At 39.7% G+C, this 16,938-nt stretch carries 12 protein-coding genes, 7 tRNA genes, 1 pseudogene and 1 riboswitch; of the genes and pseudogenes, 14 read left to right on the top strand and 6 right to left on the bottom strand.

Annotated features, from left to right (window positions below; all coding sequences use genetic code 11):
• The first annotated feature begins 45 nt into the window (after positions 1-45).
• The 3 genes from cobA to ACIFPW_RS11275 are packed head-to-tail and all read left to right on the top strand — an operon-like array spanning position 46 to position 2,151.
• Positions 46-831, top strand: coding sequence for a uroporphyrinogen-III C-methyltransferase (cobA, locus tag ACIFPW_RS11265; RefSeq protein WP_283153972.1), 786 nt, complete (start codon positions 46-48; stop codon positions 829-831).
• A 13-nt stretch (positions 832-844) separates the two neighbouring features.
• Positions 845-1,591, top strand: coding sequence for a sirohydrochlorin chelatase (locus ACIFPW_RS11270; protein ID WP_430244249.1), 747 nt, complete (start codon positions 845-847; stop codon positions 1,589-1,591).
• On the top strand, positions 1,588-2,151 hold the full coding sequence (locus ACIFPW_RS11275) for an NAD(P)-dependent oxidoreductase (RefSeq protein WP_430244251.1): 564 nt from the start codon (positions 1,588-1,590) through the stop codon (positions 2,149-2,151). Before ACIFPW_RS11270 ends, ACIFPW_RS11275 begins: the two co-directional genes overlap by 4 nt.
• 122 nt (positions 2,152-2,273) lie before the next feature.
• Here ACIFPW_RS11275 and metH read toward each other — a convergent pair.
• From metH to ACIFPW_RS11300, 5 genes and pseudogenes are all read right to left on the bottom strand, one after another.
• A pseudogene (gene metH, locus ACIFPW_RS11280) lies at positions 2,274-5,720 on the bottom strand (methionine synthase).
• Positions 5,701-7,557 carry a bifunctional homocysteine S-methyltransferase/methylenetetrahydrofolate reductase gene (locus ACIFPW_RS11285; RefSeq protein ID WP_430244253.1) on the bottom strand — a complete coding sequence of 619 codons (1,857 nt, stop codon included), beginning with the start codon at positions 7,555-7,557 and terminating at the stop codon, positions 5,701-5,703. The pseudogene metH and the gene ACIFPW_RS11285 overlap by 20 nt, the downstream one beginning before the upstream one ends.
• A complete protein-coding gene (gene metC / locus ACIFPW_RS11290; RefSeq protein ID WP_430244255.1) occupies positions 7,554-8,747 on the bottom strand; it encodes a cystathionine beta-lyase in 1,194 nt (397 codons plus the stop codon). Before metC ends, ACIFPW_RS11285 begins: the two co-directional genes overlap by 4 nt.
• Positions 8,734-9,864 (bottom strand): methionine biosynthesis PLP-dependent protein, encoded by a 1,131-nt coding sequence (locus ACIFPW_RS11295; RefSeq protein ID WP_430244257.1) that lies wholly within the window; start codon positions 9,862-9,864, stop codon positions 8,734-8,736. The genes metC and ACIFPW_RS11295 overlap by 14 nt, the downstream gene beginning before the upstream one ends.
• A 73-nt stretch (positions 9,865-9,937) precedes the next feature.
• A riboswitch (SAM riboswitch) is annotated at positions 9,938-10,048 on the bottom strand.
• Positions 10,049-10,133: 85 nt separating this feature from the next.
• Positions 10,134-10,943 (bottom strand): DUF1189 domain-containing protein, encoded by an 810-nt coding sequence (locus tag ACIFPW_RS11300; protein ID WP_283153977.1) that lies wholly within the window; start codon positions 10,941-10,943, stop codon positions 10,134-10,136.
• Positions 10,944-11,180: 237 nt separating this feature from the next.
• Here ACIFPW_RS11300 and ACIFPW_RS11305 point away from each other — a divergent pair, with 237 nt between their 5' ends.
• The 10 genes from ACIFPW_RS11305 to ACIFPW_RS11350 all read left to right on the top strand — a co-directional run bounded on the left by ACIFPW_RS11305 (position 11,181) and on the right by ACIFPW_RS11350 (position 15,213).
• On the top strand, positions 11,181-12,809 hold the full coding sequence (locus ACIFPW_RS11305; protein WP_430244259.1) for a Na/Pi cotransporter family protein: 1,629 nt from the start codon (positions 11,181-11,183) through the stop codon (positions 12,807-12,809).
• Positions 12,810-12,910: 101 nt separating this feature from the next.
• Positions 12,911-13,393, top strand: a complete 483-nt coding sequence (locus tag ACIFPW_RS11310; RefSeq protein ID WP_430244261.1) for a DUF456 domain-containing protein — start codon at positions 12,911-12,913, stop codon at positions 13,391-13,393.
• Positions 13,394-13,527: 134 nt separating this feature from the next.
• Positions 13,528-13,602, top strand: a tRNA-Asn gene (locus ACIFPW_RS11315).
• Positions 13,603-13,605: 3 nt separating this feature from the next.
• Positions 13,606-13,682, top strand: a tRNA-Met gene (locus ACIFPW_RS11320).
• Between the two features lie 22 nt (positions 13,683-13,704).
• A tRNA-His gene (locus ACIFPW_RS11325) sits at positions 13,705-13,780 on the top strand.
• A gap of 12 nt (positions 13,781-13,792) precedes the next feature.
• A tRNA-Ile gene (locus ACIFPW_RS11330) sits at positions 13,793-13,869 on the top strand.
• Between the two features lie 10 nt (positions 13,870-13,879).
• A tRNA-Ser gene (locus ACIFPW_RS11335) sits at positions 13,880-13,972 on the top strand.
• A 56-nt stretch (positions 13,973-14,028) separates the two neighbouring features.
• Positions 14,029-14,105 (top strand) — tRNA-Met (locus ACIFPW_RS11340).
• Positions 14,106-14,255: 150 nt separating this feature from the next.
• Positions 14,256-14,331 (top strand) — tRNA-Phe (locus tag ACIFPW_RS11345).
• A gap of 270 nt (positions 14,332-14,601) precedes the next feature.
• Positions 14,602-15,213, top strand: a complete 612-nt coding sequence (locus ACIFPW_RS11350; protein ID WP_194222182.1) for a superoxide dismutase — start codon at positions 14,602-14,604, stop codon at positions 15,211-15,213.
• 48 nt (positions 15,214-15,261) lie between these two features.
• Here the strand turns inward: ACIFPW_RS11350 and ACIFPW_RS11355 are convergent, their stop codons facing one another.
• Positions 15,262-15,552: a hypothetical protein gene (locus tag ACIFPW_RS11355; protein WP_430244264.1), complete on the bottom strand. Its 291-nt coding sequence runs from the start codon at positions 15,550-15,552 to the stop codon at positions 15,262-15,264.
• Between the two features lie 101 nt (positions 15,553-15,653).
• Between ACIFPW_RS11355 and ACIFPW_RS11360 the strand changes: the two genes are divergently transcribed.
• Positions 15,654-16,898 (top strand): MFS transporter, encoded by a 1,245-nt coding sequence (locus ACIFPW_RS11360; protein WP_430244266.1) that lies wholly within the window; start codon positions 15,654-15,656, stop codon positions 16,896-16,898.
• The last annotated feature ends 40 nt before the right edge of the window (positions 16,899-16,938 follow it).

A 16,938-nucleotide genomic window follows, 5' to 3' on the forward strand; every position in this document is an offset into this window, starting at 1 on the left:
AAGTGATTTTTAAGAATAAAATCATCTCGTGGAGGAGGAAATCAGATGGGGAAAGTTTATCTAGTTGGCGCAGGACCAGGAGACATCGACTTAATTACAGTGAAAGGCGTAAAGTGTATTGAGCAGGCAGATGTGATCCTCTATGATCGCTTAATCAATCAAGACCTTCTCGATTACGCAAAAGAAGGGGTCGAGTTAATATACTGCGGTAAGCTACCTGATTACCACACGCTAAAACAGGAAACCATAAATCGTTTTCTCGTAAAGCATGCACTTAAAGGGAAAGTGGTCACAAGGTTAAAAGGAGGAGACCCTTTTGTTTATGGTCGAGGTGGTGAAGAAGCCGAAGTCCTTTCAAACCATGGAATCCCCTTTGAAATCGTTCCAGGAATTACTTCTGGTATTGCTGCCCCTATGTATGCAGGCATTCCAGTAACACATCGTGAACTAAGTTCAACATTTGCATTTGTAACTGGTCATCGTAAAGAAGGCGAAGAAGAAGAATTACGCTGGGAGAGTCTCGCAAAAGGTATAGATACACTCGCCATTTATATGGGAGTGAAAAATCTACCTTATATTTGCTCGATGCTTCGAAAATATGGAAGAAATAAAGAAACTCCTGTTGCGCTTGTTCACTGGGGAACAACACAAACGCAACAAACCGTAACGGGTACCCTTGAGACAATAACAGAAGATGTAAAGAAAGCAGGAGTGCAAAACCCAAGCATGATTATCGTGGGTGAAGTGGTAAACCTAAGGTCGAAACTGAATTGGTTTGAGAAAATGTCACGAGATGAACAAAGCACTAAGTCGGTCGTTAGCGCCTTATAGGAGGTGGTGGATAGTGAAAGCCGTTCTATATATATGTCACGGTAGTCGCGTAAAAGAAGGAAGAAATCAAGCGGTAGAATTTGTTGAGAAGTGTAAAAAAGAACTTGAGTATCCAATCCAAGAGACGTGTTTTCTTGAGCTTTCGAAGCCAGATATTTATCAGGGTATATCAACATGTGTACAACAAGGTGCGAAAGAAATTGTGGTAGTACCCGTCTTATTACTTGCAGCAACTCATGTAAAGAAGGACATTCCGAACGAAGTAGAGCGCGTCTCTGGAGAATTTCCATCGATAACTGTTCACATGGGATGTCCTTTAGGAGTACACGATAAGTTGATCTCTATTATAGAAGAAAGAGTTAGGGAGACAGGAGTTTCCATTCAACAAGATGCAAGTGCTCTACTTGTAGGGAGAGGAAGTAGTGATCCTGATATAATAAGAGATTTAGATCGAATCGCAAGGCGAATCCTTGAAAAGATGAGATTTAAAAAGGTCTCTGTGTGCTATCTTGCAGCTGCAACTCCAACCTTTGATGAAGGAATTAAACACGCTAAAAACGGCACTAATAGTCAGGTCTTTGTCATTCCTTATCTTTTATTTACAGGTGTTCTAATGAGAGAAATGGAACATAAAATAAGTAGGTTAGATGGAGATGGTCCAGATTTCTATCTTTGTCATTACCTCGGCTACCATGAATTTTTGAAAGATGTATTGAAAGAAAGAGTAATAGAAGCATATGAGATGGAGGTAAAGGTATGAGGGAATATCCAGTTACCCTTAACCTGGTAGGAAAAAAAGTTGTCATTGTTGGAGGGGGTCGTATCGCGCTTAGGAAGCTCAAAGGTCTACTTGGTTGCGGTGCGAATCTAAAAGTAGTAAGTCCTGATATTCACAGTGATATTAAGAAATATGTGGATTCTGACAATATTACCCTCGTGGAACGCGCAGTTAGGGAGTGTGATATACATAATGCGTTTTTAATTATTGTAGCGACCAATTCGTATGAAGTGAATGAATTTGTTGTCAAACATGCCGAAGATAATCAGCTAGTTAATGCATCACATCAGGCTGACAGAGGTAACGTGTCTCTACCTGCAACGTTGAGGCGAGGAAGACTAGTGATATCTGTTGTTACAGGTGGAGCAAGTCCGTTGCTCGCAAAGAAAATTCGAGATGACCTTTCGTTGCAATATGACCAGTCATATGGACAGTATGTAGAGAGTTTATATAAGAAAAGGCTGGAAATAAAGAGCAATAACATGTGTGAAAGTGAAAAGAAGGACATTTTAGAAAAAGCTATGAATAAGACATTTCTATAATCACATGCTATTGATTCGCTTAGACTATTTTTCTGTTTCAAGATCATCAATGATACGTTTGAAACGATCCTAAAATTACCATAAGATAAGAAAGGAGGAGCCCTGGCTCCTCCTTTTGTTTCTTATAAAACGTTAAAGTATCTTCCTTCTGGGTGAGCGAAAACCATTGCAGTGACAGAGGCTTCGGGCTCCATCATACATCCATCCGTTAATTCAATCCCAATGTCTCGGGGATGAATGAGTGCAAATAACTTGTTTTGATCTTCGAGTTCGGGGCAAGCAGGGTATCCAAAGGAAAAGCGTTGCCCCTGATATTTTGCTGAAAATCGATTCTGCATAGTGAAATCTGTGGGGTCTGGGAATCCCTATTTATCTCTCATCAACTGATGAATGTGTTCAGCAAGACCTTCAGCAGTCTCTAGAGCTAATGCTTGTAGTGCATGACTTTCCAAATAATCACCTTTATTTTTTAACTCTAGAGAACGTTCTCGAATTCCTCTTCCCGCTGTAACAGCAAAGAATCCAACATAATCCATTTCACCACTTGATACCGAACGAAGGTAGTCAGCAAGACATAAGAAAGGTTCTTTTTGCTGACGAGGAAACGAAAACCGTTCAATAACTGTTTGATAATCATGTGGAGAGTAAATGATCACTTCATTCCCATTGGACTGTGCTGGGAAGAATTGATACTTCGCTGAGGGCTGTATCCAATTTTCTTTTTTCGCTCGAGTTAACAGCTGGTCAACCACTTCTTTTAAATGAACAGCCTTCTCGTTTTTTTCCTTTAATAGTCTTGATACCTTCCCTTTAAGACCCAGGTGATGTCCAATTAACATCTGCATATTTATATATGGCTCAATATGTGCAACAGAGTAATTTCTTAAAATATGCGGCTCGAGATCGTATGGCTGATAAACCTGCACATCAGTCGTTACATTAGAAACAGGTTTAACAGCAACGGCCGTTCCGTTATTAGAGCTAGTTTTCCTTTCTATGACAGGTTGAGTAGCTCTTTTTTTAGATTGCTCTTCCATAAGAGTTCTTTTTTCTTCTTCATTACTTAGCCGATTGGAAAGCGATAGTCCTTCCATTGCGTCCTTTGCATAAAAAACAGGTCCATCATACTCAGCTGAAATTTTATTATCGGTAAATTTACGTGATAGAGCCGCACCGCTTACCATAATTGGTATAGATATTTTAGCTTGCTTCATATCTTGAGCGGTCAGAACCATTTGTTGGGCAGATTTCACTAATAGTCCTGAAAGTCCAACAAAATCTGGCTGTTGCTCCTGAATCTGATGAATAAGATCGGTAGGGGTAACCTTGATTCCAAGGTCAACCACCTCGAAACCATTATTACTTAATATTATTTCAACTAGGTTCTTACCAATATCATGAACATCGCCTTTAACGGTTGCTAATAATACTTTCCCTTTGGTATGGGAGGCATCTTCTTTTTCCATGTGAGGTTCGAGGAAAGCGACGGAAGCTTTCATCACCTCTGCACTTTGGAGTACCTCAGCAACAATTAATTGGTTATCATTAAATAATTTACCCACCTCTGCCATCCCATTCATTAGAGGTCCATTGATAATTTGAAGTGGAGAACTGTATTCATTAAGGGCTTTTTCTAAATCCTGCAGCAAACCTTCTTTTGTTCCTTCTACTACATATAAACTAAGTCGTTCTTGAAGCGTGAGGTTCGACGTTTGTACTTTGCTTTCTTTCTTTTTACCACGATAATAAGCTGTAAAATCAGCAAGAGTCATGTCGTTTGTTTCGAAAAGAAGTTCATCTGCAAGCCGAACTTCTTTATCAGAAATGGAAGCGTATCGTTCTAATTTCTCAGTGTTCACAATTGCGTAATCTAATCCTGCTTTTGTACAGTGGTACAAATAGGCAGCGTTTAATACTTCTCTCCCTACAGGAGGAAGCCCAAATGATACATTGCTAATTCCGAGTATAGTCTGACAGTCCGGGAGCGCTTCTTTAATAAGCTTTATCCCTTCAATTGTTTCAGAAGCTGAGCCGATGTATTGTTCATCGCCTGTTCCGATTGGAAAAACAAGTGGATCAAAAATGATATCTGAAGATTTGAGACCGTATTTAGAAACGAGTAGCTCATGTGAGCGTTTGGCAACTTCGAGCTTACGTTCAGCTGTTATCGCCATCCCTGACTCATCAATAGTGCCAACTACAACGGCGGCGCCATATTTATGAATAAGAGGAGTGACAGCTTCAAATCGTTCTTCTCCATCCTCGAGGTTAATTGAGTTGATGATCGCTTTTCCTTGTGAATAAGAAAGGGCTTTTTCAATCACCGCGTCATCTGTTGAGTCAATGATAAGAGGGGTTTTTACTTTATTTACAACATATTTCATGAAATTCTCAATATCTGCAAGTTCGTCACTGTCAGGATTTGCTAGGCAAATATCGATAACCTGCGCTCCTTTTTTTACTTGTGATCGAGCAATTTCAGAAGCCTCTTCAAATTTCTCCTCAGCTATAAGACGTTTGAATTTCCGTGAACCAATCACATTTGTCCGCTCTCCGACAAGAACAGGTCTTGTGTTTTCGTCATAGATAAATGGCTCAATCCCTGAAATTGCGTGCGGGTGGGAGTGAGGCGCTTTTCTAGGCTGAACATTCTTCACAGAATCTGATATCGCTCTGATATGAGCAGGTGTCGTTCCACAACAACCGCCAACTACATTTAGCCATCCTTTTTCCGCAAATCCTCTAATTTTTAATGCCAAACTTTCTGGCGTTTCATGATAATGCCCCTCTTCATCTGGAAGACCCGCATTTGGATAGCAACTCACAGAAGTTGTGGCAAGATCTGATAGAGAGCGGAGGTGATCTCTCATAAATTCTGGTCCTGTTGCACAGTTTAGACCAACAACAGCCGGGTTCATGTGTTCAAGTGATAAATAAAAAGCTTCAATGCTTTGACCTGCGAGAGTTGTTCCCATCGGTTCGATAGTACCAGAAATGATAAGGGGAACAGAACGATTGCTTTCTTTAAAAGATTTTGAAATCCCAATAAAAGCGGCTTTAACATTTAGCATATCCTGACTTGTTTCAACAAGGAGGAGATCTACGCCACCTTCTAGTAATCCTTTTGCTTGTAATTGATAGGATCGGCATAGAGCTTCAAATGTAGTGCCACCTGTAACAGATAATGTTTTTGTTGTTGGCCCCATTGAACCAGCTACAAAACGGGGCTTATCAAATGTCGTCACTTTTGAAACTGCTTCTTTTGCTAGAATGGCAGATGTGTAGTTAAGCTCTTCAGCAAGATGGCCAAGATTATATTCGTCGAGAATGAGATCGGTCGCTCCGAAAGTGTTCGTTTCAATAATATCAGCACCACAAGCTAAGTAATCATCATGTATTGAGGAGATAAGGTCTGGTCTTGTTAAAGATAAGTATTCGTTGCAGCCTTCGTAATCTTCACCACCAAAATCAGCGGGCTTAAGATTAGCCTGTTGAATCATTGTTCCCATGGCTCCATCAAGAACAAGAATTCTCTTCTTAAGTAGATCTTCAAATGAGGGGTAGACCACTATGAATCTTCCTTTCTTCTTCAATACGAGTTTTTTCTTTAATGTAACGAGTTAATTCTACTGTTAATTCGTAGCGCAAAAACGGTGTTATTAAATAAATGCCATTGAATAAATCGAATGCTGCATCAATTAAGGACTTTGCGATGGCGAGTCCTTCATTTTGTGACTCACTGGCATCGGTGGCTGTGGACATTCGCTTACGTATTGAATCAGATAATTTTATTCCTGGTACTTCATTATGCAGGAATTCGGCATTTCGATAGCTTGTTAACGGCATGATTCCGATGTAAATAGGGCACGTTAAATGTTTTGTAGCTTCATGTACTTCGATTAATTGTTCTTCGCTATAGATAGGCTGACTAATAAAATAATCCGCCCCATACTGCTGTTTTTTCTCAAGTCTTGCGACAGCTCGATCAAGATGGCGAACATTAGGGTTAAAAGCTGCTGCGATCGAAAAGGAAGTCTTCATCCCAAGTGATTTACCGGAACAAGATAACCCGTTGTTGAATTGTTTGATTAACCGGATAAGGTCGAAAGATGATACGTCATATACAGAAGTTGCACCTGGAAAATCTCCTATTTTTGTAGGATCTCCAGTAACAGCGAGTACTTGATTAATTCCCAGTGTATGAAGCCCCATTATATGCGATTGTAATCCGATGATATTCCGGTCTCTACAAGCTATGTGCACGAGAGGGCGAACATTAAATTGTGACTGAATAGTTGATGCCATAGCTGTATTGCAAATACGAGGTGAGGCAAGGGAATTATCAGCTAGTGTAATAGCATCTACTCCGACTTCTTGTAGGGCCTTCGTACCTTGGAGATACTTCTTTGTATTTAGCTTCTTAGGCGGATCAAGCTCTACGATAACAGAACGTTGCTTTTGAGCAATTTCATGCAAGTGGGGCAAACGTTCTATGTTGTTTTCGGTTTGTGTGACTTCTTTAGCTATTACTTCTATTTTTTTATGAGTAATAGGTTTTGTTCCCTTTAAAGCTTTTGAAACAGCAGCAATATGTTCTGGTGTTGTACCACAACATCCTCCAATTAATCGAACACCTTGTTTGCGGAGAGATTCAGCACTTTGTTTAAAATAATCAGGGGCAGTGGGGTAAACCAATCGTCCCTCCTCATAGTCAGGTAAACTTGCATTTGGATAAGCAGAGAGATAACTAGTTGAAAGGGGGACCTCTTCAAAAGCTTGAATCATGTGATATGGCCCTAGTCTACAATTAACACCTGTCACATCTGCTCCAGACTTTTCTAATTGTTTAAGAGCAGATGGAAGGGAGGTCCCGTTTTGTAAAACCCCGGGTTCATGCATGGAAACTTGAGCTATTATGGGGAGGTTCGTTTGTTTTCGAGCAATCCCAAGGACTGATGAAATTTCTTCAAGATCGTAATAAGTTTCGAGTAAGATCCCGTCAACGCCCTCAAGTAGAAGACAGTATAACTGTTCTCTAAAGCTACGTTTGATTTCATCAAGAGAAGTCTTTTGAGTATTGATTCCTCGTATGCCACCGATCGTTCCAAATACATAAGTCGCTTTGTTTGCTGCTTGTCGAGCTAATTTAACAGCTTCAGTGTTCATTTCTTTTACAAGATCTTCAAGACCATATCTCGCTAATTTACTGTAGTTTGCTCCATAGGTGTTCGTTTGTATCACGTCTGAACCTGCTTCTACATATGCGCGGTGTATGTTTAATACTTGCTCTGGATGCGATAGGTTTAACTCTTCAAAACATTGATCTACCCCATATGAATAGAGAAGTGTTCCCATCGCGCCATCACCGATTAGAATATTGTTTTTTAATTTATTAAGGAAACTCATAGTTGACCACTCGCTTCGGAAGCGGAGTATTGCTTTCTAATAGCTGCAAATCCATTTTTGAAATCTTTTAATAAATCATCAGGATTTTCAAGTCCCACAGACAATCGCAATAATCCATCTGTGATGCCTCGTTTTCTTCGTTCTATAGGAGGCATAGAAGCATGTGACATTCTAGCTGGATAGGAGAGAATTGATTCTACGGCACCAAGACTTACCGCGAAAACAGGAATTTGAACATGCTTTGTGAATAGACGCACGGCATTTTCATCAGGTAACCGAAAGGACAAAACTGCACCAGGACCAGCGGCTTGATAAATATGAGTGGAGTGACCAGGGTGATAAGAAAGCCCTGGATAAAAGACTTCTTCTACCATCTTTTCTTTAGTAAGAGCATGCGCAAGACGAAACGCAGATCTAGACGATTGATCTAGCCGACAATGCAATGTTTTTAAGCCACGGAGAACTAACCAGGAATCGTGAGCGCTTAAAATCGATCCAAACGAGTTTTGCAGGAATGCAAGCTGTTCCGCTAATTCCTCACTTTTTACGGCAGCAAGACCAGCGACGACATCGCTATGTCCTGAAATGAATTTCGTAGCACTATGCAATACGATATCGGCTCCGAAGTCTAACGGACGTTGTAGAGCAGGTGTCATAAAGGTGTTATCGACAAATGTTAAACAATTATTCGCTTTAGCTAATTTAACAACGGCTTGAATGTCAGTTACCTTCAGCAAAGGATTAGAAGGCGTTTCGATATAGATTACTTTAGTATTGGATTGAATACCTCTCGCCACTTCATTTAAATCTGTCATGTCTACAAAAGTATGTTTAATTCCAAATCTCCCGAGAACGTCATGAATCATGCGATACGTCCCACCGTAGACGTCTTCAGATATAAGAACGTGATCGTTTTGTGAAAGGAGCATAAACGAGGTGGCGATAGCGGCCATCCCAGAAGCAAACGCAAATCCCTTAACCCCACCTTCAAGATTGGCAATTGTTTCTTCAAGCGCTTCGCGAGTGGGGTTGCCTGAACGACTGTAATCGTATTTTCCAGGTTGGTCAAAATCCATCTGATGAAATGTAGAAGCCTGTTGGATAGGGACGCTAACAGCTCCCGTAGCTTTATCAAATTTGTGATCGTTATGAAGAAGTTTTGTTTGAAATGTATAATCAGTATTTGTCAATTTGAACAACCTCCTCTTTAAAAATGGACAATGCTTGATTCAGGTCCTGTATTAAGTCATCAATGTTTTCAATCCCAACAGAAAAACGTAGCAGTCGATTGCACACCCCTTTTTCAAGTCTGATGTCTTCTGGTATCTCAGCATGAGTTTGCGTTGAAGGATATGTGATAAAGCTTTCTACCCCTCCAAGACTTTCAGCAAATGTGACAAGTGTTAATTTTCTAAGAAAGAGATCTACCCATTCTTCGGACCGCAATCTGAAAGAAAGCATCCCACCTTTATCTGGATAAAAAACGTCTGTTATTGCTTCATGATTTGTTAAAAATTCAGTTACCTTTCTGGCATTCTCTTCATGCTGCTTCATTCTGAGTGGCAAGGTTTTCATGCCTCTCATTAATAACCAGGAATCAAAAGGAGAAAGCACAGCGCCTGCACCGTTTTGGTATTGTTGGATTTCAGCGCAAATATTCTCACCTTTTGCAACCACAAGCCCTGCGAGAATATCATTATGACCGCCTAAATACTTAGTGGCACTATGCACGACGATATCCGCCCCAAGCAGTAGTGGGTTTTGTAGAAGAGGGGTGAACAAAGTATTGTCTACAATAAATAATAGGTCCCTGTTTTCTGCTATCCGTGCAATTTTTTCAAGATCTGTTAATTTCATTAATGGATTAGATGGATTTTCAACAAAAATGGCTTTTGTACGGTGAGTTAGGAGTGATGAAAGTTGTTCATTTCTTTGTGTATCAAAATATGTGAAGGAGATACCATAATGTTTTTCAGCGTGGGCAAATAATCGATAAGTCCCACCATACAAATCATCTGAGACGAGAATATGGTCGCCGCTTTTGAATATGGCAAGGATTGCTTGAATCGCAGCCATTCCGGAACTAAAAGCAAATCCCTGATCACCATGTTCGAGTTCTGATATAGCGGATTCTAAAATGGATCGTGTCGGGTTTTTGGTTCTTGAATAATCGAATCCGGTGGATTGACCGATGCCTTCATGGCTATACGATGTGGAGAAGTACACTGGAGGATTTACCGCACCGGTTTTAGTATCTGAATGATTACCTAATTGGACAAGTAGTGTTTCTAACTGTTTATTCGACATAATCAATCTCCTTTTCATTGAATAAGGGCAATAAAAAAAGCCCTCTATAAGAAGAAGACTTTGGTTGCTCTTCTTCTTATCTTCCAAGTTGAAATCAACTTGCTGGAGTTAGCACCTTACCAGAAAATATCTGGTGGTTGCTGAAGCTTCATAGGGCCAGTCCCTCTGCTTCTCTTGATAAGAATTGAAAATATATGGAATTTTATTGTGTCGCTTTTTTCATAATCTACATCACTTTAAAGTGAAAAGCAAGGGATTTGAGTAAATTATCAAAATTTTTCTTCTGTTGAATCATTTGCTCGCTCGTTCGTTACACGTTTTTTTGGTAACGGGATTTCTTTAATCGTAAGATAAAGTAGCATGATGGCCACAATCCAATAAAGTAGGAATCCTAAAGGGACTGCTGTTTTAATGAGTGCCATAATCGCAAAGAAGAGCGTTGGAATTGTTACTGAATAAACAGATAAGACCCAAAGTTGTTTATAAGAAGCTTTTCTTCCGGTAATACTTCTCAATAGTAGTCCAATTGTAGCTAGTACGGTAACTCCTATAAACTTAAGGCCGGTTTGAAACAAATAGATAACGAATATCAGTAACGGAATAAAGATAGGGAGCAGGTTGTCCAGATTATTACTTAGCTCATTAACATCTTGCTTCGTGAAAGTCATCGAACTAAAGTTACTGTAATTAAACTCCTGTCTAGCACCGCTATCTACAACGATTACACGATCTTTTAGGAATGCGATAACGGAATCATATTGATCAACATCATCAGGCTTTGTCTGGTCTGTCGCATCAAAAATAAAAGTATTTTCATCATTTTGTCGAATAAGCGGTTCAGACTGTTCACTTGTTAAAGATCCGTCCTCTAAAGTGAATTCTGGTAGATCTGACATATGTGTTTTGAGATCCTCATAAGCGTTTGTAAAGGATAGAGCCGTCATAATTCCTACTGGCACAGAAGAAAGGAACATAAGTAAAAACACGTACAATATTGGCTTGCCTAGCTTTTGAAAACGGAATCTGGCCATCATCTTAGGGGAAAATAAGCTGTAGTAAAGTTGTTTAAAAACGTTCAAATTAATAATCTCCTTTCTAAATGTGGAGCGTTTCTCCACCCAATCAGTTTATCTTATATAGAGAGAAGGGAACAGTATTCTTGGTGAAACTTTATTGAAATAAATTTGTTTTCAGCATAATATCTTTACAAATCTATATTAACTCTTTACAAAGGGGGGAGCGATGTAGATAATAGACAAGGGACTTTGTTGAGTATTGTCGAAAAAAATAAAACGTAAGTGCAAGGGGTTGAAATGATGGAACTCAACGTTCAGGAGATGATCTTTCAGTTTGTGGGAGGTCTTGGTATTTTCCTGTTTGGACTAAAGTATATGGGAGACGGCCTTCAACGATCAGCAGGTGATCGATTAAGAGACATTCTCGATCGTTTTACGACTAACCCGTTTATGGGTGTGCTCGCTGGGGTCATTGTAACTATTCTCATACAAAGTAGTTCAGGAACAACGGTTTTAACAGTCGGTCTTGTTAACGCAGGATTTATGACTCTGAAGCAAGCAATTGGCGTTGTAATGGGTGCGAACATTGGTACAACTGTTACAGCATTTATTATTGGTTTTCCTATTAAAGATTACGCACTTCCAATTATAGCCATCGGTTCTTTGTTAATTTTCTTCTTTAAAAACAAGAAAATTAACTACGCTGGTCAAATCGTCTTCGGATTTGGTGCGTTGTTCTTTGGACTTGAATTAATGAGTACGGGAATGAAACCACTTCGTAGCCTTGAGGCTTTCCAAGAATTAACAGTAAGCATGAGCTCGAACCCACTGTTAGGCGTTGTGATCGGTACAGTATTTACTGTCATTGTACAAAGTTCCAGTGCGACAATTGGTGTATTGCAAGGTCTTTATTCACAGAACGCAATGGATATTCAAGCTGCATTACCAGTTCTGTTTGGAGATAATATCGGTACAACGATTACCGCAGTTCTTGCTTCTATCGGTGCATCCGTTGCCGCTAGACGTACAGCACTGACTCACGTTATTTTCAATTTAATTGGAACGGCGCTTTTCCTAATATTCTTATTCGCCTATACGCCGTTTATTGAATACTTAAGAGATGTATTAAACTTAACACCGGAAATGACGATTGCATTCGGACACGGGATCTTTAACATTACAAATACTGTTATCCAGTTCCCATTCATTGCCGGACTTGCCTATCTCGTTACAAAAATTATTCCTGGTGATGATGCAACGATTGAATATAAGCCAAAACACCTTGATCCAGTATTTATCGAACGCTCTCCATCTGTTGCATTAGGACAAGCTAAAGAAGAAGTGATTCGAATGAGCGGATTTGCTTATAAGGGTGTTAAAGAAGCATCAAATTATTTAACATCTAAGAGTCAGAAGAGCGCTGAAAAAACCGCTCAGTATGAAGAAGCTATTAACAACCTGGATAATAAAATTACAGATTACCTTATCCAATTATCAGCAACTTCTCTGTCTGGAGATGAGTCGACACGACACGGTATGCTAATGGACTCAGTTCGTGATATCGAGCGTATTGGCGATCATATGGAGAATATTGTTGAGTTGGTTGATTATCAAATAAGCAATAAAGTGAAGATGACTGACGTTGCTATGAAAGACCTTGATGAAATGTTTAATCTGACTCTTTCTGCACTCAATGAAGCCTTTGATGCACTTGATAAATGGGATGTAGCTAAGGCGCAGGAAGTTGTTAAGCTAGAAGATAAGATCGACAAAATGGAAAGAACGCTTCGTAAGCAGCATATCCTTCGTCTAAATGAGGGTGAATGTACTGGAAGTGCTGGAATTGTTTTTGTTGATATCATCAGTAACCTTGAGCGTATTGGTGACCATGCGGTTAATATTGCAGAAGCCGTCATTGGAGAAGAATAAATGTGGGAAGCAGAGGGATGCCTCTGCTTCTTTTTATCATTATATAGAAGAAAAGTGACATCTCCGCTAAAATAGAGTCAAGTTGAAGGGAGGTTAAAAGCGTGGATATTCTATTATGGTGCCTGATCATTGCGTCATTCATCATTGCATTTGTGGGATTGATTTATCCAATTATTCCAGCCGTACTATTTATTTATGTTGGGTTTATCCTGTATGGGGTGTTTTTTGATTTTGGTTCAATGACTATTTCCTTTTGGATTGTTGAAGTTCTGCTGACGATGCTATTATTTGTTGTGGACTATGCTAGTAATTTATTTGGCGTGAAGAAGTATGGAGGGTCAAAGGCGGCGATATGGGGGAGTACAATTGGTTTACTTGTTGGCCCATTTGTCATTCCGTTTGCAGGGATCATCCTTGGACCATTTATCGGGGCTATCTTAGCTGAACTAGTTATTCATCGAAAAGCTTTTAAAGAATCTGTTCAAGTAGGTGTAGGTTCATTGCTTGGTTTTCTTGGTGGAGCTGTTATGAAAGGATTACTCCAAACGATTATGGTGGTTGTGTTCCTAGTGTATGTCCTATAAGTTCTTGATGACAAAATGAAAGCGTGATATAGTATTTTCATAATTGAAATTAAGATTAATTCAATTAAATTTGAAAAACTTATTGACTCTTTCTTTATCCATATGATATATTAGTTCTTGTCGTTAAGAAATATTCCACAGTAGCTCAGTGGTAGAGCTATCGGCTGTTAACCGATCGGTCGTAGGTTCGAATCCTACCTGTGGAGCCATATGGCGGTGTAGCTCAGCTGGCTAGAGCGTACGGTTCATACCCGTGAGGTCGGGGGTTCGATCCCCTCCGCCGCTACCATATATTTCAACGATACAACATGGCGGTTGTGACGAAGTGGTTAACGCACCGGATTGTGATTCCGGCATTCGTGGGTTCAATTCCCATCAGCCGCCCCACTTATTACATAAGGACCCTTAGCTCAGCTGGTTAGAGCTGACGGCTCATAACCGTCCGGTCGCAGGTTCGAGTCCTGCAGGGTCCACCAAATGCATATCGGAGGAATACCCAAGTCTGGCTGAAGGGATCGGTCTTGAAAACCGACAGGGGCTTAGTCGCCCGCGGGGGTTCGAATCCCTCTTCCTCCTCCATTTTCTAAAAGTTAGCTTTCTAAAAAATGGATGCAAATTAGGTTCTTTTACATCATCGCGGGGTGGAGCAGTTCGGTAGCTCGTTGGGCTCATAACCCAAAGGTCGCGGGTTCAAATCCTGCCCCCGCAACCAAAATAAAATTCTTACTACGTCGAACATACTTCTTTGTTAGAATTTAAATGGAGTGCTCTAGGGGCAACCTAAGCTCATAGCAACTCCAAATTATTTTGAATGTAAATGCAAACTACATACTAATTAAAATTAATACTGATAACATGATTCGGCTCTGTAGCTCAGTCGGTAGAGCAGAGGACTGAAAATCCTCGTGTCGGCGGTTCGATTCCGTCCGGAGCCACCACTCAATAAAGATCCCACTCGTCAAATAATGACGAGTTTTTTTATGTTTTATGTATGTTATTACGATGTTAATTCTCGATTTTTTCTTTTAAGATGTTTAATTCCATATACTGAGGGGAAACTTTATCTGTGTTGCGGAAATTCAAAGGTTTATTATTTGAAAACGCATGACAATTCTGCTAGTGTAAACTTGTGACGACATCATGTTCAAGTGGTGGCTAACGCTACCCTAACAGCAAGTTACATACTATATTTAAGGAGGAGATTCACAATGGCTAAATTTGAACTACCAGAACTACCTTACGACTACAATGCACTAGAACCACACATCGACGAAGAAACAATGAAGATCCACCACGACAAGCACCATAACGCATATGTAACAAAATTAAATGGTGCACTAGAAGGTCATGAGGAGCATGCATCTAAGAGCCTTGAAGATCTTCTTGGCAACCTTGACGCACTTCCTGAAGGCATTCGCACTGCTGTTCGAAACAATGGTGGCGGGCACGCTAACCACTCACTTTTCTGGCAATTGCTAAGCCCTAACGGTGGCGGCGAACCATCAGGTGATCTAAGCGAAGCACTTAAAAAGAAATTTGGTAGCTTTGAAAGCTTCAAAGAAGAATTTGCTAATGCTGCAGCTGGTCGTTTTGGCTCAGGCTGGGCTTGGCTAGTAGTAAAAGGTGGAGAACTTGAAGTAACAAGCACTCCAAACCAAGATACTCCAGTAATGGAAGGTGTTACACCAATTCTTGGGCTAGATGTTTGGGAGCATGCTTATTATCTTAAGTATCAAAACAAACGTCCTGATTATATCGCTGCATTCTGGAATGTAGTTAACTGGGATGAAGTTGCAAAGCGTTACGAAGCAGCTAAATAATTTACCAAGCTTTCAAAACCCCCGACATTTATGTTGGGGGTTTTTCTATTATGGTTCGATTAAGGTATAAATTGTTCCTAAATGGTGTAGCATGAAATTTATTATAAAATCTGTAAAATCACAGCCAGTTTCAAAATCATGAGGTGTACAAATCAGAACTTGATGATCTGTGATGGTTAAAGAGATGAGATCAATTCGATATTGGATTTGAAGATAGTGCCTCATCCTATAAATAAAGAACGAGTGTTCATCATCTCCTATAAGATGTTGAACGCTTTGAAGTAGTTGGATTTGACTGTTTTCAGAAATGTAGTCTGTCCGATATAGAAAGTAATACATACCCAGTCCCCTTTCAAAAACAGTTTATCCTTTTTGTTTCATCCGCATAACGAACAGAATTTAAGTCAAAATAAGGGTGGATGAAAAAAGGGGAGTTTGTTATGAAAGTTATAAAACATATGATTGGTGAGATAGAGGTAACAAAAGATTTGTTGTTATTACTTACAATCGGTGGTTTATACGCGCTGAGTATTGCGCTCTCAAATACGTTCGTAAATGTTTACTTGTGGAAGCAGTCTGGTGATTTTGCGGATATAGGTATATACAACCTTGCTGCGGTTATAAGTCAGCCGCTTACCTTTATTCTCGCAGGTAGATGGGCTAAAAAAATGGATAGAGTTATTGTATTGCGGATTGGAGTGATTTTTCTCGCTCTTTTCTATATAACAGTGCTTTTTCTTGGTCAGAACGCTAGTCATTTGCTTATCTTACTGGGCGCTTTACTCGGAATAGGGTTTGGCTTTTATTGGCTTGCATTTAATGTGCTAACATTCGAAATTACAGAACCGGACACAAGGGATTTCTTTAATGGATTCCTTGGTTTAATTACATCTTTCGCTGGGATGATTGGGCCAATATTTGCTGGTGTTATTATTTCAAGTCTAGAAGCATTCACGGGGTACAAAGTAATATTTGCCGTCTCACTTGCTTTGTTTTTCGCAGCTGTAATCTTAAGTTTCTTTCTCGAACGTCGTTCTGCCAAAGGGACTTTTTCATTTACACGTGTTTTTCAAGAAAGAAAAGCGAATACAGATTGGCTTAACATTTTACACGCGCATTTTTTTCAAGGTATAAGAGAAGGTACCTTTATTTTCATTATCGTTGTCCTAGTTTTTATTACGACGGAAAGTGAGCTTGCAATTGGTACTTTTGGACTTGTTAATTCAGGAGTATCGTTTTTAGCTTATTATTTGGCGACGAGATTGATTAAACCGCGATATCGTAAGAAGGCTATTTTATATGGCGGACTTATTCTTTACGCTTCGGTTTTTTTACTTGTATCCGACCTAACGTTTGCCCGGTTGTTAATGTATGGTGTTTGTATTTCTCTTGCTTATCCACTTTTACTTGTCCCCTACATTTCGCTTACGTACGATGTGATCGGTAAGGCTTGGAATGCAGTTGAAATGCGGATTGAGTATATTGTCGTTCGAGAGGTATACTTAAACTTAGGACGAATTGTTTCCGTTCTTTTATTCTTAATAACAGTAGCGTTATTCGACGATGAAACGAGCATTCCGATTTTATTATTAATTGTTGGTGCTGGCCATTCGTTTATTTACTTATTTGTAAGAAAACTTCAAGCTCCCCATCCCCCAAACCCTTCTCCTGACACCGTACAATAGCTCATTAGACCCTTTACTTTTTTTATATCACTAAGTATAG

Origin of the sequence: Pseudalkalibacillus sp. NRS-1564 (genome assembly GCF_050467905.1) — a bacterium.
Classification (GTDB): domain Bacteria; phylum Bacillota; class Bacilli; order Bacillales; family Guptibacillaceae; genus Guptibacillus; species Guptibacillus hwajinpoensis_B.